This window comes from Streptococcus mitis (genome assembly GCF_946190115.1).
GTDB lineage: Bacteria > Bacillota > Bacilli > Lactobacillales > Streptococcaceae > Streptococcus > Streptococcus mitis_CO.
Genome location: NZ_CAMHZG010000001.1, coordinates 1 through 21862 on the forward strand (window position 1 = coordinate 1; position 21862 = coordinate 21862).

Annotated in this window: 20 protein-coding genes; all 20 read left to right on the plus strand. The window is 37.1% G+C overall.

Annotated features, from left to right (window positions below):
• A partial coding sequence (locus N8L90_RS00005) for an ABC transporter ATP-binding protein (protein ID WP_261023712.1) occupies window positions 1–633 on the plus strand: 633 nt, incomplete at its 5' end.
• Between the two features lie 21 nt (window positions 634–654).
• Complete coding sequence (locus N8L90_RS00010) at window positions 655–2337, plus strand: ABC transporter ATP-binding protein (RefSeq protein ID WP_261023714.1); 1683 nt, start codon at window positions 655–657, stop codon at window positions 2335–2337.
• 350 nt (window positions 2338–2687) lie between these two features.
• Window positions 2688–3296 (plus strand): Type 1 glutamine amidotransferase-like domain-containing protein, encoded by a 609-nt coding sequence (locus N8L90_RS00015; RefSeq protein ID WP_261023716.1) that lies wholly within the window; start codon window positions 2688–2690, stop codon window positions 3294–3296.
• A gap of 179 nt (window positions 3297–3475) precedes the next feature.
• Entirely contained in the window at window positions 3476–4213 is a 738-nt protein-coding gene (locus N8L90_RS00020) for a CPBP family intramembrane glutamic endopeptidase (RefSeq protein ID WP_261023718.1), read from the plus strand.
• 356 nt (window positions 4214–4569) lie between these two features.
• Window positions 4570–5190 carry an RpiB/LacA/LacB family sugar-phosphate isomerase gene (locus N8L90_RS00025; protein WP_261023719.1) on the plus strand — a complete coding sequence of 207 codons (621 nt, stop codon included), beginning with the start codon at window positions 4570–4572 and terminating at the stop codon, window positions 5188–5190.
• Window positions 5191–5379: 189 nt separating this feature from the next.
• Entirely contained in the window at window positions 5380–6150 is a 771-nt protein-coding gene (locus N8L90_RS00030) for an alpha/beta hydrolase (RefSeq protein ID WP_261023722.1), read from the plus strand.
• Window positions 6151–6197: 47 nt separating this feature from the next.
• Complete coding sequence (locus N8L90_RS00035; RefSeq protein ID WP_261023723.1) at window positions 6198–7052, plus strand: ADP-ribosylglycohydrolase family protein; 855 nt, start codon at window positions 6198–6200, stop codon at window positions 7050–7052.
• 113 nt (window positions 7053–7165) lie between these two features.
• A complete protein-coding gene (locus tag N8L90_RS00040; RefSeq protein ID WP_261023725.1) occupies window positions 7166–8047 on the plus strand; it encodes a diacylglycerol/lipid kinase family protein in 882 nt (293 codons plus the stop codon).
• Window positions 8048–8110: 63 nt separating this feature from the next.
• A complete protein-coding gene (locus tag N8L90_RS00045; RefSeq protein ID WP_000377650.1) occupies window positions 8111–8602 on the plus strand; it encodes a hypothetical protein in 492 nt (163 codons plus the stop codon).
• Between the two features lie 173 nt (window positions 8603–8775).
• Window positions 8776–10518, plus strand: a complete 1743-nt coding sequence (locus N8L90_RS00050) for a glycoside hydrolase family 13 protein (protein ID WP_261023726.1) — start codon at window positions 8776–8778, stop codon at window positions 10516–10518.
• Window positions 10519–10637: 119 nt separating this feature from the next.
• Window positions 10638–10949 carry a hypothetical protein gene (locus tag N8L90_RS00055; protein ID WP_000420556.1) on the plus strand — a complete coding sequence of 104 codons (312 nt, stop codon included), beginning with the start codon at window positions 10638–10640 and terminating at the stop codon, window positions 10947–10949.
• A gap of 3 nt (window positions 10950–10952) precedes the next feature.
• A complete protein-coding gene (locus tag N8L90_RS00060; protein WP_261023728.1) occupies window positions 10953–11669 on the plus strand; it encodes an alpha/beta hydrolase in 717 nt (238 codons plus the stop codon).
• A gap of 340 nt (window positions 11670–12009) precedes the next feature.
• Window positions 12010–12861, plus strand: a complete 852-nt coding sequence (gene ylqF, locus N8L90_RS00065; RefSeq protein WP_261023730.1) for a ribosome biogenesis GTPase YlqF — start codon at window positions 12010–12012, stop codon at window positions 12859–12861.
• Window positions 12848–13627: a ribonuclease HII gene (locus tag N8L90_RS00070; protein ID WP_261023732.1), complete on the plus strand. Its 780-nt coding sequence runs from the start codon at window positions 12848–12850 to the stop codon at window positions 13625–13627. Before ylqF ends, N8L90_RS00070 begins: the two co-directional genes overlap by 14 nt.
• Window positions 13628–13643: 16 nt before the next feature.
• The gene (locus N8L90_RS00075; RefSeq protein ID WP_261023733.1) at window positions 13644–15194 is read left to right on the plus strand and encodes a ClC family H(+)/Cl(-) exchange transporter; all 1551 of its coding nucleotides are present in this window, start codon (window positions 13644–13646) and stop codon (window positions 15192–15194) included.
• A 308-nt stretch (window positions 15195–15502) separates the two neighbouring features.
• Complete coding sequence (pgdA, locus tag N8L90_RS00080) at window positions 15503–16894, plus strand: peptidoglycan-N-acetylglucosamine deacetylase PgdA (protein WP_261023736.1); 1392 nt, start codon at window positions 15503–15505, stop codon at window positions 16892–16894.
• Between the two features lie 77 nt (window positions 16895–16971).
• Entirely contained in the window at window positions 16972–17814 is an 843-nt protein-coding gene (locus N8L90_RS00085; RefSeq protein ID WP_261023737.1) for an aldo/keto reductase, read from the plus strand.
• A gap of 268 nt (window positions 17815–18082) precedes the next feature.
• On the plus strand, window positions 18083–18454 hold the full coding sequence (locus N8L90_RS00090) for a GFA family protein (protein WP_000912012.1): 372 nt from the start codon (window positions 18083–18085) through the stop codon (window positions 18452–18454).
• A gap of 209 nt (window positions 18455–18663) precedes the next feature.
• On the plus strand, window positions 18664–19581 hold the full coding sequence (glyQ, locus tag N8L90_RS00095; protein WP_000038733.1) for a glycine--tRNA ligase subunit alpha: 918 nt from the start codon (window positions 18664–18666) through the stop codon (window positions 19579–19581).
• Window positions 19582–19792: 211 nt separating this feature from the next.
• Complete coding sequence (glyS, locus tag N8L90_RS00100; protein ID WP_203175420.1) at window positions 19793–21829, plus strand: glycine--tRNA ligase subunit beta; 2037 nt, start codon at window positions 19793–19795, stop codon at window positions 21827–21829.
• The last annotated feature ends 33 nt before the right edge of the window (window positions 21830–21862 follow it).

The following is a 21862-nucleotide window of genomic DNA, read 5'->3' on the forward strand; positions in this document are numbered from 1 at the left end:
GGAGAAATCTATGGTTTTTTAGGACCGAATGGTGCTGGAAAAACAACGTTAATGAAATGTATGTTATCCTTATCAACTGTTACATCTGGTAGTATTGAAATTTTCGGGAAAAATTTACAAGATCACAGAGAGGAGATTCTAAGTCAGGTTGGAAGTGTTATTGAAACACCAATTTTTTATGATCATTGCACTGCAAAAGAAATTTTAGAAATTCACGCTCAGTATATGGGGAAAAATATTATTGAATCAGATGTAATAAGAGCTTTAAGAATGGTCGGATTAAAAAATACGACTAAAAAAGTAAAAGAGTTTTCGTTAGGAATGAGGCAAAGGATTGGTTTAGCTCGTGCCTTTCTAACAAAACCTAAATTGTTAATTTTAGATGAGCCAATCAATGGTTTAGATCCAATAGGAATTCAAGAAATTCGAAATCTTTTGTTGTCGCTTTCTAAGAAGCATGGAATTACAATACTAATATCGAGTCATATATTATCGGAAATTTCACAGATAGCAGATACAATTGGTTTTATCAAAAATGGAGAAATTGTAGAACAGGTCTCTATGAAAGAGATTAGGAGAGAGAATATTGACTTAGAAGAATATTTTATGTCACATTTTCTAAATGAAATGTAAGAATTACGAGGTAGATTAGGAATGAAACAATTGACAAAGTACCATAAGAAGTCTTTTTATACTTTCATGATTTTTAATATATTAGTTCCTTTAACTAATATTGCTTTTGCTTATTCTATTAAAATTATAATTGATAGTGGAATGTCCCAAAATAGGGAAGCTTTAACCCAAGCGATACTAATAGGCGCTATCGTAATATTTATCTATGCCAGTCTTAATTTTATATCCCTTCGATTAAGAAATAAACTTGTTAGGCAGATTATGTCAAGATACAAAAATAAGGTGTTTAAATCTATTTTAGATAGGGATTATAGAGAATTTTCTAAGGAAAAATCAGGGAAATTTATTTCAATATTAACTGAGAACATGAAGAAAATTGAGCAGGATTATTTGCACCAGTATTTTAATATTTCAAAAAATATTTCCTTAATGATTTTCTCACTAGTAGCCATGTTTATAGGTAATTGGTTTTTGACCTTATTGGTTATCATTGCTAGTATTATTCCTATGATGATTTCAGGTTTTATTGGACAAAAATCAGCCTCTCTACAAAATAGTTCTATGATAGCCGATCAGAAATATTTAGCTAAGGTTAAAGATATTTTAGCAGGGTTTCTAGTTATAAAAAGTTTTAATGTGAAAGAGGCTATCGGTCAAGATTACAAAAATGAAAGCGAAAAATTGGATGAGATATATTTCATCAAAGGGAAATTTGATGTTTTATCTAATGTTATTTCTCAACTTTCAGGGATGATTGTTTTTTTAGTAGCCTTTGGTGGAGGAATGTATCTCGTATTTAATGGCTATACCACAATTGGGAGTGTAACAGCTATTGTTCAACTAGTCAATTTTGTAGTAATGCCACTAAATGAAGTTGGTATGGGCATAAGTAAATTCCGTGAAGGTCAGGCAACACTAGATGCATTTGAGGTAAAAGATGTAACAGAACTTCAGACTGGTCAAATGAAAGAATATTTCGATGATGTTATTTCTTTTTCAAATATAGACTTTTCTTACCCTAATACTGAAGAAAAAATTTTTAACCATTTATCTTTGAAGATTCAAAAAGGGGAAAAAATTGCAATTGTAGGAATGTCAGGCAGTGGAAAATCAACTTTACTCAATCTATTACTGCGTTTCTATGATGTAACAAGTGGGCACATCTCCATTGATAATATAGATTTGCAAGCTATTTCAGCAGAGAGCCTTTATAACTTAATGACTATTGTTCAGCAAGATGTTTATATCTTTGATGATACTTTAAAAGCAAATATTACCCTTAGTCAATCCTTTACTGAAGATGATATAAAAAAAGCTGTACAGCAGTCTGGTTTAGAAAGTTATATTTTAGAAAATGAATTAGGTCTACAAACTTCATGTGGCGAGAATGGATCAAATCTATCTGGGGGAGAAAGACAGAGACTTAGTATTGCGCGTGCTTTAATTCGAAAAACACCAATCTTATTATTAGATGAGGCTACCTCGTCTTTAGATAATAAAGTTACTACTGAAATTGAAAATTCAATTTTAGAAATTCAAGATTTGACGGTTCTTGTTGTTACGCATAAGTTAAATAAGAGCATGTTGAAAAAATACAATAGAATTCTTTTTATGAAAAATGGAGTTATTGTTGAAGATGGTTCTTTTGATAACTTGATGGATAGGAAAGGTGAATTTTATAAATTGGTTGAGTTGAGTGTGTAATTCTCTTTCGTTTTATAGTATAATTTTATAAAACACTCTATCACTTTCGTTCTATAATATAGAAGTTTGCTATCACGACATGTTGAGGCAGTATCACTGCTTGTACAAGCTGAGGCATCAGCGAAGTAGAAGTAAATGATCTCCCATGCGATAGGACTCGTAGAATGAGGAGGGAAACCGACGAAATGATACGATAAGTCCGAATCGTCTAGTATGTAGTATTCCTGGTGCGATCTTAGTCAGTTTATAATAAAATGATATGTTTAATGATATGTTTTTAGAAAAAATTATAATTTAGAAACGTGAATAAACTTGTTTAAACTTTATATATCTTTAGAAAGTGTGAAAGATTGGACGAACAAATTTTTTTGATGGGTGGAAATCCGCCGATTAAGAACCATACGATTGTTAATAAAATTGTGTCATCAAGGAAGATCGAAAGAATTGTCATTTTTACAGTTTATCGAGAAAATTGGGAACCGTATATGAAAAAGTACACGGAAGTTTTCCGAAGCCATTTTTCTAACTTAAACACTGATTACTTACTCTTGGATACTGAGCAGATTGATTTTGATATCTATTTAGATGCTGATCTAATCATCATCGGTGGAGGAAATACGGAAAAATATATATCTACTTATGTCAATCAGGAGTTCAAAAATTATATCGATCATATGCTTAATAAAGGGGCAAAAGTTATAGGGTTTTCTGCAGGAGCCCTATTATTAGGTGAAAAAGTCTATGTCTCACCTAATGATAATTTAGATCATCAGATAAAGATAAAAAATGGATTAGGAGTCTTTAGTCAGTTTTTAATTAGTGTCCATTATGATTCATGGAATGATAAAGTAAATAAGGATAGAGCTGAAGAACTCGTTAATGTTCCCATAATTCCACTAAATGATCATTCATGTCTTGTATTAGATAAACTTGGAAACATTATTGAGAAAATTGACTAGTTTTAATCATGCGAATCTGAATCTACGAAACTAAAGTATTGACGAAATGAATAATGAAAAGCCTTGATTGTAAGGCTTTTTTGTGTTTTTATGATAGAATATAGGTAGTTATAATCGAGAGCAACTAAGAAGCAGTAAAAAAATATTATACGTAGAATAATCAAGATTAGGAAGATAAAATGACAGAAATTGACAAAAAGAATTTGAAAAATTATCTTTATTGTACATTTGGAATTACTTATATAGCTTGGGGGGGTCTTGCTCTATTTACACAATCTCATATTTTTGGATTAGAGACGTTTATAGGGAGAATATTACATATAGTTGGTGCACTTGGACCAGCTATTGCAAGTGTGTTTTATTTGAAAAGTAATAATATAAAATTTAAACATTTTGTATTTAATAAGAAAGAAAATAGTAGTATTTATTTCATTATTCATTTGTTAGCAATTTTGATACTATTTTCTGTATCTTCCTTAGAATTAAATGGAGTATCAATTTATCTGATGCCATTATTCTTTATACAACTAATTTTTTTTGGTGGTGGACATGAAGAATTAGGATGGAGAGGAATATTACAGCCATTACTTGATAAAAAATATACTTATTGGCAATCTAATTTGATTGTAGGTTCAATCTGGGGAATTTGGCATCTGCCTTTATGGTTTATAGTTGGAGAAAGCCATCAAGGATTTCCTTTTATTTTATTTTTTATATATACATTATTTTTAAGTTTTGTTTTAGGGCTTCTTTATCGTCAAACGAAATCTGTGGGGTACTGTCTATTATTTCATGCATTCGCAAATTTGTTAAATCTCTATTTTGTGTTAAAAATTAATCTTATTTTTATCATCATTTTTATTGGTTATTTGATTTATACAATATTGGCTAGTAATAGAATTAGTAAGGAAAAGTAATTTTAACTTTAGATTAGTATATCCATTATTGAAAGTAACGATTTGCTAATTAGATGATCTATGTTAGAGAATTATCTATTATAATTTAAAGTGGAGTGATGAATGTCGTTTCTTTTGAAGTGGCGAAAATCTTTCCGTTCCACAGTATCATTCTAAAATGATTTTTACTGCCTTTTGTTTGTTAGTATAAAAGAAAAATATTATCATATGTGGAGGCGGTAGTTTTGATGTCAAAAGTTGCAACCAGTGAATAAATGAAGTGTAGAAAATAAAGGCTTGTTCAATTCAATATATGATGAATTACCGGCACCCAAACCAAAGAAAAAGAAATAATTAAATTAGAAGTAGTAGGTGAAATGATGAGAATCGGAGTTATTCAAGCAAGTTCGCAAGCGACTAAAAATCAAATAATCTATGATGCTGTATTAAAGTATGCTCCAAAGAAATCTGAGGTTATAAATTTTGGCTGTACGATGGAAGAAAATGAAAAATATTCGTATATAGAGATTTCTATTCTTATAGGTATCTTGTTGGCAAGTAGGACAGTTGATTTCGTTGTTACGGGCTGTTCTTCCGGACAAGGAATGATGCTTGCATGTAATAGTATGCCTGATGTCATTTGCGGGTATGCACCTACACCGAATGATGCCTATTTATTTGCTCAGATTAATAATGGAAATGCGATATCATTACCATTAGGTGAAGATTATACATGGTCAGGTACTGAAAATCTTGAAAGAACCATAGAAGCTCTTTTCTCGGAGCCATTTGGGCAAGGATACCCCAAGAGTGAGGCAGAAAGAAAGGTAAGAGATGCCGAGAAACTTAAAGAAATAAGAAGAATCGGGCAGGTTAAGTTTGAAGAATTCGCAAATGTACTAGATATATCATTGTTTGAATCAATTAAGAGGAAACAGGATGTAATTCAAAATGTAAAGGCGTATGGGAAGAAAGAAATAGCTGATTTAATGAAATGAGTAAATCACAGTTTGTCGGGGTAATGCCTTTTAACGATAACCTTATGCTATCGTTAAAAGGTTTATAGACATGTTCACTTGGCATACATAGTGTTCACTCGTTTTATGTCGAGTGTGTGATACTGCTTTTAAGTGCTGATCGAACAAGGAAAATTAGCTAGTGAAAGTCCTACAGTAAGGAGTTTAAACATGAAATTCCATGAATTTGGTGATAAGAATTGGCCTCCTATTTTACTGATACATGGTGGTGGCAGTTCTTGGTGGAATTATCTTCGTCAAGCACAAATCTTAAAAGAAGAATACCGTATTATTCTACCCACTTTGAATGACCACGGCGAGGAATATCAACTTGATTATGTTTCTACTGAAGATTCTGCTTTGGAGATTCTAGACTATATCAAAGCAAACTGTGGTGGGAAATTGTTTGCAATCGGTGGTGTTTCACTTGGTGGTCAAATTGCCATGGAGCTTTTGTCTTTAGACAGTGAAATTGCTGAGAAGGCCATCATAGACGGAAGCCTCTGTATTCCTCAACCAAGGTTAGCTAAAATCAGCATCTTTCTAGTGTCTCTATTTGGTAAACTGATGTTCAATAAATTCTCTTGCAAACTTCAGTTAAGCATGATGAATAAACTCTATCCTAAACTGGCTTATCCAGAGGAAATAAAAGCTTATTATTTGGAGGATCTGCCAAGGACGCCTGTCAAAACATTGGTGACCATTTACAAAACCTATATGGGGCATTACAAGCTGAAAGATATGATTTCTGCTAGCAAGGCTCAGGTTCTGTATATCTATGGTCAAAAAGAATTGAACTGTGTGAAAGAATCAGCGAAATTATTTCATCAGCTACATTCAAATACAATTTTGTATGAAGCAAAGGGCTATAACCACGGCTATTTATCAGCTTACCTGCCTCAAGAGTGGATTGATTTAGTGGCACCGTTTTTAAAGAGTTAACCATTGGGAATGTGTAATAAATCTGATATGTCACAAGGAGGTATCTTATGCTCGGAGCAATTATTGGAGATATTGTAGGTTCTGTTTACGAATGGAACAATATCAAAACGAAGGACTTTCCTTTATTTCGGAAAGACTGCTTTTTTACAGATGACACGGTTATGACCTGTGCTGTCGCAGAAGCAATCATGAATGGTGGGCAAAAGGATGACTTTATTGACGCCATGAAGAAATATGGCAGAATGTATCCGGATGCTGATTATGGTGCTCGGTTTAATGCATGGCTAAACAGCGATAACCGTGAGCCTTATAATAGCTTTGGGAATGGTTCGGCTATGCGTGTTTCTCCATGCGCTTGGTCTATGGATTGTAGTTTTTATGCGAGAACCGGAATGTGGCCATCATCTAGAGGACTTGCGAGTCTTTCTGCAGAGGTAACTCATAATCATCCAGAAGGTGTCAAAGGTGCTATGGCTACAGCTGATGCTATTTTTCTATGTCGTTTTTACTTTGGTGGTCATTGTAGAGAGCACGAGCAACCAATTAACGACAATCCTACAGAGTGTAAAAGACGGATTAAGGATTATATAGAGAAGACATACGGCTACAATCTATCTCAAACTTTAGATGAAATCCGTCCTAACTATCGTTTTAACGAAACATGTCAGGAAACTGTCCCTCAAGGCATTATTGCCTTTCTTGAAAGTATAGACTTCGAAGATGCGATAAGGAATGCCATCTCACTTGGTGGCGATAGTGATACACTTGCTGCAATAACTGGTAGCATAGCAGAGGCAGCTTACGGTATTCCTGACTGGATCAAGGAAAAGGCCTATTCTTACTTGGATGAACACTTAAAGGATGTACTTATGCGATGGGAAAATAGAATAAAAGCGTATTAATCTCCAGTACGTCAGATTTCTCTTTTATGAGTTTTCATTATATAATAGCATTATATGTAATGGTAAATGTAGCTACGCTAACATTTCTATTTAAAAATTAAGGAGTATTATCAATGAAAAAAGCAATGTTAATTATCAACCCTACCTCTGGTGGCGAGAAGGCTTTAGATTACAAAGAAAAGCTGGAAAATAAAGCAAAAGAATACTTTGAGCACGTAGAAACCAAAATTACTGAAAAAGCGCTTGATGCAACATATTATGCTGAAGAGGCGTCTCGTGAGCAGTACGATGCAGTGGTTGTTTTTGGTGGAGATGGGACTGTTAATGAAGTCATTTCGGGTATTGCTGAGAGAGACTACATTCCTAAGTTAGGGATTATCCCAGGCGGTACGGGTAACCTTATTACAAAACTGTTGGAAATCAATCAAGACATCGATGGCGCAATTGATGAACTGGATTTTGATTTAACAAATAAGATTGATATCGGAAAAGCGAATGACAATTATTTTGGTTATATTTTTAGTATCGGTTCTCTTCCAGAGGCGATTCACAATGTTGAAATCGAGGACAAGACAAAATTCGGTATTTTAGCCTATGCTGTTAATACTATGAAGTCTGTCATGACGGATCAGGTCTTTAACATTAAGGTTGAGACAGAAAATGGAAATTATGTTGGTGAAGCAAGCCATGTTTTGGTTCTCTTGACAAATTACTTCGCTGACAAAAAAATCTTTGAAGAAAACAAAGATGGATATGCTAACATTTTGATTTTAAAAGACGCATCTCTATTCTCCAAATTATCCGTCATTCCTGATTTACTAAAAGGCGATGTTGTCGCAAATGATAATATCGAATATATCAGAGCACGTAATATTAAGATTTCTTCAGATAGTGAATTGGAGTCAGATGTTGATGGCGATAAGTCGGATAACCTTCCTGTAGAAATCAGGGTACTGGGCCAACATATTGAAGTATTTTCAAAACCGAAAGAGTAGAAAATAAAAATTAGTTTATTATTCACAACGAAATTAAGTTCTATATCAACGATTGGAGGAGGAATGGATTCTCTATTTGATGAATTTCGAACAATCTGTTCTCATTTAAACAAAGTTGGAATCACACCGACGCTCATGGGGTCTTTGGGTTTTGAATACCGTTCAAATGAAGAATGGGGGCCGTCTGACATTGACATTCATGTGCCTGGTGACTCTAGAGGTTGGGAAGCTCCTGACCATCTCAGAATCTATGACTGGGACAAGATAATGAAAGTGATGAATCACTTAGGTTACGCCTTAATAGATATTCATGAGCATGAATTCCAAAAAGATGGTCTGAGTGTTGAATTCGGAAGTATCGATTCTTTATCTGATTTTGCAGGAGTTTCGGAATCGGATATAGAGTTGATTCATCTCGAAAACATCACTTTTCGCGTTCCAAGTTTGGAACAGTTTTTAAGCATTTACAAGGCTTCTTCCCAAGATTCTTATCGAAATGAGCACAATAACAATAAGGATTTTAAAAAAATTGAGTGGCTGGAAAGACATTTGTAAATCATCATTTGAAAAGTAGCAATTTGTAAGACTAGCTGCTTTTTTATTTATAGAACCAAACCACTAGAATCTACGGACAAGCCTTGAAAATAAAATACGAAAGTAGTATACTAGAATCACAATTATGAAAACGTTTGCGTAAAATTTGAATTAGAACTTAAGGAGACAAATTGATGGAATTAAGTGCTATTTACCATAGGACTGAGTCGGAGTTTGCCTATCTTTACAAGGATAAGAAACTTCATATTCGGATTCGAACTAAGAAAGGGGATATTGAAAGCATCAACTTGCATTATGGTGACCCTTTTATCTTTATGGAGGAGTTTTATCAGGATACAAAAGAAATGACCAAAATAACTTTTGACACCTTATTTGATTATTGGCAGGTTGAAGTGTCAGTTGACTTTGGACGTATCCAGTATCTCTTTGAACTCAAGGATACAGAAGGTCAAAGTATTTTGTATGGCGATAAAGGGTGTGTGGACAATTCTCTAGAAAATCTTCATGCTATTGGGAATGGATTTAAGTTGCCCTATCTTCATGAAATTGATGCATGCCAGGTTCCTGATTGGGTTTCAAATACGGTATGGTATCAGATATTTCCTGAGAGATTTGCTAATGGAAATGCTCTATTAAACCCAGAAGGGTCATTAGACTGGGATTCATCTATCACACCTCAGAGTGATGATTTTTTTGGTGGTGATTTACAGGGGATTATTGACCATCTGGATTACTTTCAAGGCTTGGGTATTACTGGTCTCTATCTTTGTCCGATTTTTGAATCTACAAGCAATCACAAGTACAATACGACAGATTACTTTGAAATTGACCGTCATTTTGGAGACAAGGAGACCTTTCGGGAACTGGTGGAGCAAGCGCATCAGCGTGGCATGAAAGTCATGCTGGATGCTGTATTTAACCATATTGGTTCGCAATCGCCCCAATGGCAAGATGTTGTTAAAAATGGTGAGCAGTCTGCTTATAAAGATTGGTTCCATATCCAACAATTCCCAGTGACGACTGAAAAGCTAGCCAACAAGAGAGAGTTGCCTTATCATGCTTTTGGTTTTGAGGACTATATGCCCAAGCTAAATACAGCAAATCCAGAGGTCAAGGACTATCTTTTAAAGGTTGCGACTTATTGGATTGAAGAGTTTGATATCGATGCTTGGCGTTTGGATGTAGCTAATGAGATTGACCATCAGTTTTGGAAGGATTTTCGCAAGGCAGTTTTAGCTAAAAAACCTGATCTTTATATCTTAGGAGAAGTCTGGCATACGTCTCAGCCTTGGCTAAATGGAGATGAGTTCCATGCGGTCATGAATTATCCGTTATCTGATAGCATCAAGGAGTATTTTTTGCGTGGTGTTAAGAAGACTGATCAGTTCATCGATGAAATAAATGGTCAGTCTATGTATTACAAGCAGCAGATTTCAGAAGTTATGTTTAATCTCTTGGATTCTCATGATACAGAGCGAATTTTGTGGACGGCCAATGAGGATGTTCAATTGGTCAAATCAGCCCTAGCCTTTCTCTTTTTACAAAAGGGAACACCATGTATCTACTACGGAACCGAGCTTTCCTTGACTGGCGGTCCAGACCCAGATTGTCGTCGTTGTATGCCTTGGGAACACGTATCAAGTGATAATGACATGCTGAACTTTATGAAGAGGCTGATAAAGATTCGCAAACACGCGTCAGAAATCATTTCGCATGGCAAGTATAGCCTCCAAGAAATCAAACAAGATGTAGTAGCTTTGGAATGGAAATACGATGGCCAAATCTTCAAAGCAATCTTTAACCAATCAAAGGAAGATTATCATTTACAAAAAGAAGCAGTAGTACTAGCAAGCAATTGCCAAGGATTAGAGAATCAGCTTGTCATCTCTCCAAAAGGATTTGTGATTTTTCATTAAAGAGCAATTAAGAGTGACAGGAAAATTGTAGGATAGAGAGCATTTTACAAACAGACTATTTGTCGTCTTGCTACAATTAGTATATAATTTAACTTAAAGAAAATAGGAGGACTAATCGAATGGAATTAAAAGATTTTACAGAAAAAGAACAGGAAATGATTAAGAAGGGGCTGACGACGTCTAAGATTAGTGACAAGGAAACTGCTGAGAAGATTCTTGCGCTAGTACCACAAGACTTGATTAAGCGCATTCCGTTTTTCGTCAGAAAACATGCTACAACACGTACGATTAAACGCATTTCAATTGAACACCCTGAACTCTACGCTGCAGCTCAAACAAGTGGTGAAATTCCAGAAAAAGAACGCGAAGAATTGCGTCAAATTATCACGACTATCTTTGAACAAAAGATGAACAAGCATAGTATTAAGTAGAGAATGAAAATATATTTTATTGGCGGTTTGGGAAGCAATGTCTATCATAGCAAGGATTTTCTTCAAGAACTAAATTCGCAGGTTTACTTTCTAAATCCATATGAAAAGCATCTTCGAGATGAAACAGAATTGAAATCATGGTTTAAAAATGAGATTGTAGAGGAAGAATCTATCTGTCTGATAGGCCATTCTCTTGGAGGAGATTTGGCGCGTTATCTTGCATCGGAATTTTATGAAGTGACACAACTGATTCTTTTGGATGGTGGCTATCTAGATTTAGATAAGATTTTACCTTTAGATACAGAGTTAGAGGAAACTAAAAACTATATTGAATCTCAGGTCGTTTCGGACTTAAATCTTCTTATTTCTAAAGAAAAATCCGAAGCAAAGCATTGGTCAGAAAATATGGAGAAAGCCGTAAGACAGTCCTATCACTGGAATGCGGAGTATAATAGATATGAGTTAGATATCAATTATGAAAATATAGAAGCGATTCTCCGCCTACGAAGAAAAATCCAAGCTTTTAAGAGAGAAGTGGGAGATACTTTGTTTATCAGTCCTCGCTATCCTAATGAAGCTACATGGAGAGAGGAAGCCCTAAAAGAATTGCCAGACTATTTTGATACTATTCTTCTAGAGAACTTTGGCCATGAGCTTTATACTGAAGCACCTAAAGAAATCGCTAGTCTAATTAATGAGTGGTTCTCTTATTCTCACTAGGATATTGAACAAATCATCATAATTAATATATAGTTGATTGGAATAAGATATGAACAAATTGATTAGGAATATCAAATTAATTTGGGCTTTTTGTCAACTATAGTAGGTTGAAGTCAGCTAAGATCTAGAAAGGACAAATTTCGTCCTTTCTTTTTCTATTCAGGGAGCTTAAAGGGCTATCATCGGACAAAATAGAGAAGGCATGATATAATATAAAGTAGATTTCTATGTAATTAAATAAGAACTGTTTGAACACCATTCATTTGAAAACTCTCTATGTTCAAACAATAGTAAAATGAAATAGGGGCTCTAAACCCTTGCTACGAAAGGAAAAAACTCAATGGCTACTATTCAATGGTTTCCTGGTCACATGTCTAAAGCGCGTCGACAGGTGCAGGAGAATTTAAAATTTGTTGATTTTGTGACGATTTTGGTGGATGCACGCTTACCTCTGTCTAGTCAAAATCCTATGTTGACTAAGATTGTTGGTGACAAACCAAAACTCTTGATTTTAAACAAGGCGGACTTGGCTGACCCAGCAATGACCAAGGAATGGCGTCAATATTTTGAATCACAAGGAATCCAGACGTTAGCTATCAACTCCAAAGAGCAAATGACTGTAAAAGTTGTAACAGATGCGGCCAAAAAACTTATGGCTGATAAGATTGCTCGCCAGAAAGAACGTGGTATCAAGATTGAAACCTTGCGTACCATGATTATCGGGATTCCAAATGCTGGTAAATCCACTCTCATGAACCGTTTGGCTGGTAAGAAAATTGCCGTTGTCGGCAACAAACCAGGTGTTACCAAGGGACAACAATGGCTCAAAACCAATAAAGACCTGGAAATCTTGGATACACCGGGGATTCTCTGGCCTAAGTTTGAGGATGAAACTGTTGCGCTTAAGTTGGCCTTGACTGGAGCTATTAAAGACCAGTTGCTTCCTATGGACGAGGTAACCATTTTGGGTCTGAATTATTTCAAAGAACATTATCCAGAAAAGCTGGCTGAACGCTTCAAACAAATGAAAATTGAGGAAGAAGCGCCTGTTATTATTATGGATATGACACGTGCCCTCGGTTTCCGAGACGACTACGACCGCTTTTACAGTCTCTTTGTGAAGGAAGTCCGTGATGGCAAACTTGGTAACTATACCTTAGATACATTGGAAGACCTCGATGGCGACGATTAAAGAAATCAAAGAACTCCTCACAACAATCAAGGATATAGAAAGCCCTATTTTTTTAGAGCTTGAAAAGGATAATCGCTCTGGAGTTCAAAAGGAAATCAGCAAGCGTAAAAAAGCTATTCAGGCAGAATTGGATGAGGATCTTCGTTTGGAATCCATGCTTTCCTATGAAAAAAAACTTTATAAGCAAGGATTGACCTTGATAGCAGGTGTTGACGAGGTTGGCCGTGGCCCTCTGGCTGGCCCTGTAGTCGCTGCAGCCGTTATTTTACCTAAAAATTGTAAGATTAAAGATCTCAACGACAGCAAGAAAATTCCTAAAAAGAAACATCTGGAGATTTTCAAAGCAGTTCAGAACCAAGCTTTGTCAATCGGGATTGGTATCATAGATAATCAGCTCATTGACCAAGTCAATATCTATGAAGCAACCAAACTAGCCATGCAGGAAGCAATCTCCCAGCTCAGTCCTCAACCTGAGCACCTTTTGATAGATGCCATGAAACTGGATTTACCAATTTCACAAACCTCCATCATCAAAGGTGATGCTAATTCCCTTTCAATTGCAGCAGCTTCCATAGTAGCCAAGGTGACACGTGATGAATTGATGAGGGACTACGATCAACAGTTTCCTGGCTATGATTTCGCTACTAATGCAGGATATGGAACAGCTAAACACCTGGAAGGCCTCACAAAACTAGGAGTTACACCAATTCACCGGACCAGCTTTGAACCCGTTAAATCGCTGGTTTCAGGAGAAAAAGAAAGTTAAGTTAGAAGGAATGATTATGGAGGAACAGTCAAAAACACTCAGTTCCAAGAAAGAATTTGCCTTTGCCTCAAGCACCATATTATCCCAAGTTGGACGAGGAATCATTGTTGGACTCGTCGTCGGGCTCATCGTCGGATCCTTTCGGTTTTCAATCGAAAAAGGCTTCCACCTGATACAAGGACTTTATCAAGATCAAGCGCACCTAGTGCGCAATCTTTTTATCATTGGTCTATTTTATTTAATAGTTTGTTGGCTCAGTGCGAAATTAACTCGATCAGAAAAAGATATCAAAGGCTCAGGAATCCCTCAAGTCGAAGCAGAATTAAAGGGACTCATGACTCTCAGCTGGTGGGGAGTTCTTTGGAAAAAATATATTTTAGGAATTCTTGCTATTGCAAGTGGCCTTATGCTGGGGCGTGAAGGACCAAGTATTCAGCTTGGAGCAGTCGGTGGTAAAGGAATTGCCAAATGGCTCAAATCCAGTCCAGTAGAGGAACGCTCCCTGATTGCTAGTGGAGCTGCCGCTGGTCTAGCTGCGGCCTTTAATGCACCTATTGCAGGACTTCTCTTTGTGGTAGAAGAAGTTTATCACCATTTTTCACGCTTTTTCTGGGTATCTACTCTCGCAGCTAGTCTCGTAGCAAACTTTGTTTCTCTGCTCATATTTGGCCTAACACCCGTACTGGATATGCCAGACAACATCCCACTCATGACCCTAGACCAGTATTGGATTTACCTCCTCATGGGAATTTTTCTAGGACTTTCTGGTTTTCTCTATGAAAAAGCTGTACTCAATGTCGGTAGAGTTTATGACTGGATAGGTCAAAAAATCCGTTTGGATAGAGCATATTATCCAATTCTTGCTTTTATTCTCATCCTACCAGTCGGCATCTTCTTACCTCAAATCCTTGGTGGTGGAAATCAGCTAGTTCTTTCCCTGACTGAGCAAGATTTTAGTTTCCAAGTTCTATTAGTTTACTTTTTGATTCGCTTTGTTTGGAGCATGATTAGTTATGGAAGTGGCCTTCCAGGAGGAATTTTCCTACCAATTTTGGCGCTTGGTTCATTGCTTGGAGCTCTAGTTGGTGTCATTTTTGTCAATCTTGGACTTGTCAGTCAAGAGCAATTCCCTATATTTGTCATTCTAGGAATGAGTGGCTATTTTGGAGCAATATCTAAGGCACCCTTAACCGCTATGATTCTGGTAACCGAAATGGTAGGAGATATTCGCAATCTCATGCCACTTGGATTAGTAACCCTAGTTGCCTACATCATCATGGATCTGCTCAAGGGTGCGCCAGTCTATGAGGCTATGTTGGAAAAAATGCTGCCAGAAGAGGCGACTGATGAAGGAGAAGTCACTCTCATTGAAATCCCTGTTTCAGATAAAATAGCAGGAAAACAAGTACACGAACTCAACTTGCCACATAATATCCTCATCACAACTCAAGTCCATAATGGCAAGAGCCAAACAGTTAACGGTTCAACCAGAATGTATCTCGGAGATATGATTCATCTAGTGATTCCAAAAAGTGAAATTGGGAAAGTAAAAGATTTATTGTTGTAGAAGATTTTTACATAATTTATATTATGTGAAAAATAAATTTCTTAATTAAATATATTAGAAAACCGATTCTCAGCAATGGAATCGAGTTTGGGATAAAAGTCTAACCTTAAATATAAAAAGCGAACAAAACAAGTTGTCTGACACTCATGATTCTGTTTTGTTCGCTTTTTTTCTAATCTATCGATTTTAAAAACTTATAATAAAGAATTCCTGAAATCAAAATCTTTTTGTCCCAGACTCCTCTTTTTTAATATACTATTTCCTCCAAAATCATTGAAATTATAGCTTGAATTTGATATGATGGTCTTATGGATAAAAGTAGAGCAAAGCGTGAGAATCACGATAAGATAAGAATGAGTCTAATAGCCCTAGTAGCTATCTTCTCAGTAAGTATTTGTGTCCTTGGTTCAATGATTGGATACAAAATATACACACAACAAAGTTTTGAACAAAAGATTGAATCGCTCAAAAAAGAGAAAGATGATCAATTGAGTGAGGGAAATCAGAAGGATCATTTTCGTAAGGGACAAGCAGAAGTAATTGCCTATTATCCTCTCCAAGGGGAGCAAGTGATTTCATCTGTAAAAGAAATCATGACACAGGATATTAAGGAAAATCTGGAAGACAAGGAAAATCTGGTTTTTTATTATACGGAGAAACAAGATTCGACTTTAAAAGGGATTGTCAACCGAAGTGTGATGAAACAAGTCTATGATTTAACTTCGTCAAAAGTTGAAGAGACTGAAAAAACTAGTCTAGCGAAAGTGCATTTGACAGAAGATGGTAAACCTTTTACCCTTGATCAACTATTTTCAGATGCTAGTAAAGCCAAAGAAAAGCTGACAAAAGAACTGACTTCTTTTTTACAGGATAAGAAATTGGAGCAAGAAAAGATTGATCAAGTTGTTAAAGCCTTCTCTGACCAAGACTTGTCTGCATGGAACTTTGATTATAAGGATAGTCAGATTATCCTTTATCCAAGTCAGACAGTTGAAAATCTAGACGAGATTGCCTTGCCAGTATCTAGTTTCTTTGAAGTTATTCAGTCCTCTTATTTATTAGATAAGGATGCAGAGCTATATAAGGCCTATTATGAAAAGAAAAATCGTAAAGTAGTGGCCTTGACTTTTGATGATGGACCAAATCCTGCAACGACAAATCAAGCATTAGATACTCTTTCTAAGTATGGTATCAAGGCAACTTTCTTTGTTTTAGGTAAGAATGTTTCTGGTAATGAAGAGATTTTGAAACGCATGAAATCGGATGGCCATGTTATTGGAAACCATAGTTGGAGTCATCCAGTGCTTTCAAAACTTTCCCTTGATGAAGCTAAAAAACAAATTACTGATACTGAGGATGCGCTAACTAAAGTGTTGGGTTCTAGCTCTAAACTTATGCGTCCCCCTTATGGAGCCATTACAGACGACATTCGCAATAGCCTCGATTTGAGCTTTATTATGTGGGATGTGGATAGTTTGGACTGGAAAAGTAAAAATGAAGCATCTATTTTGACAGAAATTCAGCGTGAAGTCAAGAATGGTTCTATTATTCTCATGCATGATATCCATGCTGAGACGGTAAATGCTCTACCGAAGGTCATTGACTATTTGAAAGGTCAGGGTTATGACTTTGTGACAATTCCAGATTTGTTAGACACTCGTCTTAAACCTCACCAGCTCTATTACGACCGTGACCAATAATACACAAAATCTAAAGAGAAAAGTTTTCCTTGAAAATTTGCCTCTTTGGATTTTCTTCTAGTTTAGAAAGGAAAAAAATGAAATCTTATATTTTAAACAATGACGTTACAATTCCAGTTCTAGGATTTGGAACCTGGAAAGCTGAAAATGGAGAGATTGCCTATCAAGCTGTCCTAGAGGCTTTAAAGGCAGGCTATCGCCATATCGATACGGCAGCTATTTATAAAAATGAAGAAAGCGTTGGTCGTGCTATTCAAGATAGTGGCGTTCCGCGTGAGGAAATTTTTGTAACCAGCAAACTCTGGAATACAAATCACAACTATGAGCAAGCTCGTCAGGCTTTTGAAGAGTCTTTAGAGAAGCTGGGCTTGGAATATTTGGATTTGTATTTGATTCATTGGCCAAATCCAAAACCTCTCAGAGAGAATGACCAATGGAAAATTCGAAATGCGGAAGTTTGGAGAGCGATGGAAGACCTCTATCAAGAAGGTAAAATCCGTGCTATCGGAGTTAGTAATTTCCTTCCCAAGCATTTGGATGCCTTGCTTGAAACAGCAAAAATTCTTCCAGCGGTTAATCAAGTTCGTTTGGCACCAGGTGTGTATCAAGAGGAAGTTGTAGATTATTGTCGAGAAAAAGGTATTTTATTGGAAGCTTGGGGACCTTTTGGTCAGGGAGAACTATTTGATAATAAGGAAGTCCAAGAAATCGCAGCAAATCATGGAAAGTCTGTTGCTCAGATAGCCTTGGCCTGGAGCTTGGCAGAAGGATTTTTACCGCTTCCGAAATCTGTCACAGCGTCTCGTATTCAGGCTAATCTTGATTGCTTTGGAATTGAACTGAGTCATGAGGAGAGAGAAACTTTAAAAACAATTGCTGTTCAGTCTGGTGCTCCACGAGTTGATGATATGGATTTCTAGAAAATCATAAAAAGAATTGTACATTGTTCCAATTTTTGATATAATAGTCAGCAGGAAAGAAAGTCTTATGGCGTTCTTCAAGCGAGCTTGGGATAGTGGGAGCCAAGTAGAGCAAAATAAAGAACTGGCGCTTTCTGTAGTATTTTCAAAAACAATGAAGTAATAAATTAGGGTGGAACCGCGTTTCTGACGCCCCTAGTCGCAAGGCTTGGGTGTTGAAATGCGGTTCTTTTTGAATTCGTCTAATGCCTAAGTAGAAAGGAGCATAATGCTTAAAGGATCTTGTTTATGTAAAGCAGTGACCTACACTCTAGATGAGGAATTATCGGAATTAGTTTTTTGTCATTGCTCATTCTGTCGGAAAGCAACTGCGTCTGCCTATACAGTTAATGCTAAAGTTAGCAGTGAAAAGCTAGTATTGCATGGAAAAGAAAAGCTTGTTTCCTATAGTTCTTCTCCAGGAAAACAGCGTTATTACTGCCAGAACTGTCATAGTCAAATTTTCACTGTTCAAGAAAATATACCAGAAGTCTGTGCTTTGAAATTAGGTACAATAGATGAATGTGATCAGAATTTACAAACTGTTCCCAAACGTCATATTTTTCAGGACCCAGCCTTTTCTTGGTTACTTGATAAATAAATCTAAGAAGATAATATAAATTAAAGGAGTAAACAATGTCTAAAAAATTGACTTTCCACTGCATCAGTGGCAGAAACCTCCTTACAGTCGGACTGCCCCACGCTCAGCACTAGGGTGCTGAGCTAGACGCAGTACTAACTCGTCTTGCCTCGTATAATCGACGAGGCAGACTCGTGTCGCAAGAAATTATTTTTATTAAGGAGTATTCAATGTCTAAGAAATTAACATTTCAAGAAATTATTTTGACTTTGCAACAATTTTGGAATGACCAAGGTTGTATGCTTATGCAGGCTTATGACAATGAAAAAGGTGCGGGAACCATGAGTCCTTACACTTTTCTTCGTGCTATCGGACCTGAACCATGGAATGCGGCTTATGTAGAACCATCACGTCGTCCTGCTGACGGTCGTTACGGAGAAAATCCTAACCGTCTTTACCAACACCACCAATTCCAAGTGGTCATGAAGCCATCTCCATCAAATATCCAGGAACTTTACCTTGAGTCTTTGGAAAAATTGGGAATCAATCCTTTGGAACACGATATTCGTTTCGTTGAGGACAACTGGGAAAACCCATCAACTGGTTCAGCTGGTCTTGGTTGGGAAGTTTGGCTTGATGGGATGGAAATTACTCAGTTCACTTATTTCCAACAAGTCGGTGGATTGGCAACTGGGCCTGTGACTGCAGAAGTCACTTATGGTTTGGAACGCTTGGCTTCTTATATTCAGGAAGTAGACTCTGTCTATGATATCGAGTGGGCTGATGGTGTAAAATACGGAGAAATCTTTATTCAGCCTGAGTATGAGCACTCAAAATATTCGTTTGAAATTTCTGACCAAGAAATGTTGCTTGAAAACTTTGATAAGTTTGAAAAAGAAGCTGGTCGCGCCTTGGAAGAAGGATTGGTGCACCCTGCCTATGACTATGTTCTCAAATGTTCACATACCTTTAACCTGCTTGATGCGCGTGGTGCCGTATCTGTAACCGAGCGTGCAGGCTATATCGCTCGTATCCGTAACTTGGCCCGTGTCGTAGCCAAAACCTTTGTCGCAGAACGAAAACGCCTAGGCTACCCACTTTTGGATGAAGCAACACGAGCTAAACTCTTAGCAGAAGACGCAGAATAAAGAGAGTGACAAATTACGAAAATGGGCGAACAGAGTGAGCCCTGAGCCAGTTGCCGCAGTGATGAAGGTATCCTTAGTGAAACTAAGGATACTAGGCAAAATTGGAGACTTTTGGCTCCAATTTTAGCAATGAAACAACGAAGTTGGTTGCTTGCATGCCAATCACATAAGGCAAACTGGAAAATAAAAAGATATTTTTCGGAGAAAAAACATGACAAAAAACTTATTAGTAGAACTCGGTCTTGAAGAATTACCAGCCTATGTTGTCACACCAAGTGAAAAACAACTAGGCGAAAAAATGGCAGCCTTCCTTAAGGAAAATCGCTTGTCTTTTGAAGCTATTCAAACCTTCTCAACACCACGTCGTTTGGCTGTTCGTGTGACTGGTCTTGCAGACAAACAATCTGATTTGACAGAAGATTTCAAGGGACCAGCAAAGAAAATTGCCTTGGATAGCGATGGAAACTTCACCAAAGCAGCTCAAGGATTTGTTCGTGGAAAAGGCTTGACTGTTGAAGATATCGAATTCCGTGAAATCAAGGGTGAAGAATATGTCTATGTCACTAAGGAAGAAGTTGGTCAAGCAGTTGAAGCAATTGTTCCTGGTGTTGTAGATGTCTTGAAGTCATTGACTTTCCCTGTCAGCATGCACTGGGCTAACAACACCTTTGAATACATCCGCCCTGTTCACACTTTGACTGTTCTTCTAGATGAAGAAGAGTTTGACTTGGATTTCCTTGATATTAAGGGAGGTCGTGTGAGTCGTGGTCATCGTTTCTTGGGGAAAGAAACCAAAATTCAGTCAGCATTGAGCTACGAAGAAGACCTTCGTAAGCAGTTTGTAATCGCAGATCCACGTGAACGTGAGCAAATGATTGTTGACCAAATCAAGGAAATTGAGGCAAAACATGGTGTACATATCGAAATTGATGCTGATTTGCTTAATGAAGTCTTGAACTTGGTTGAATACCCAACTGCCTTTATGGGAAGTTTTGATGCCAAATACCTTGAAGTTCCAGAAGAAGTTTTGGTGACTTCAATGAAAGAACACCAACGTTACTTTGTTGTTCGTGATCAAGACGGCAAGCTCTTGCCAAACTTCATTTCTGTTCGTAACGGAAATGCAGAGCATTTGGAAAATGTCATCAAAGGAAATGAAAAAGTCTTGGTAGCCCGCTTGGAAGACGGTGAATTCTTCTGGCGTGAAGACCAAAAATTGGTGATTTCTGACCTTGTTGAAAAATTAAACAATGTCACCTTCCATGAGAAGATTGGTTCCCTTCGTGAACACATGATTCGTACGGGGCAGATTGCTATTCTCTTGGCAGAAAAAGCAGGCTTGTCAGCGGATGAAACGATTGACCTAGCCCGTGCAGCAGCCATTTACAAGTTTGACTTGTTGACTGGGATGGTTGGTGAATTTGACGAGCTACAAGGAATTATGGGTGAAAAATATGCCCTTCTTGCTGGTGAAACTCCAGCAGTGGCAGCTGCTATTCGTGAACACTACATGCCTACATCAGCTGAAGGAGAACTTCCAGAGAGCAAGGTTGGAGCCATTCTAGCTATTGCAGACAAATTGGATACGATTTTGAGTTTCTTCTCAGTAGGCTTGATTCCATCAGGTTCTAATGACCCTTATGCTCTTCGTCGCGCGACTCAAGGTGTGGTTCGTATCTTGGATGCCTTTGGTTGGCACATTGCTATGGACGAGCTGATAGATAGCCTTTATGCATTGAAATTTGACAGCTTGACTTATGAAAATAAGGCAGAGGTTATGGATTTTATCAAGGCTCGTGTTGATAAGATGATGGGTTCTACTCCAAAAGATATCAAGGAAGCCGTTCTTGCAGGATCAAACTTTGTTGTGGCGGATATGTTGGAAGCAGCAAATGCTCTCGTAGAAGCAAGCAAGAAAGAAGATTTTAAATCGTCTGTCGAATCACTTTCTCGTGCCTTTAATTTGGCTGAGAAGGCAGAAGGAGTTGCTACAGTTGATTCAGCTCTCTTTGAGAATGAAGAAGAGAAAGCCTTGGCAGAAGCCGTCGAATCACTCGTTTTGTCAGGGACTGCCAGTCAGCAATTGAAACAGCTCTTTGCGCTTAGTCCAGTTATTGATGCATTCTTTGAGAATACCATGGTTATGGCTGAAAATGAAGCAGTCCGTCAAAATCGTTTGGCAATCTTGTCGCAATTAACCAAGAAAGCAGCTAAACTTGCACGTTTTAACCAAATCAATACCAAATAAAATCTGTTAAACGGATTAAATCTTATCATAAAG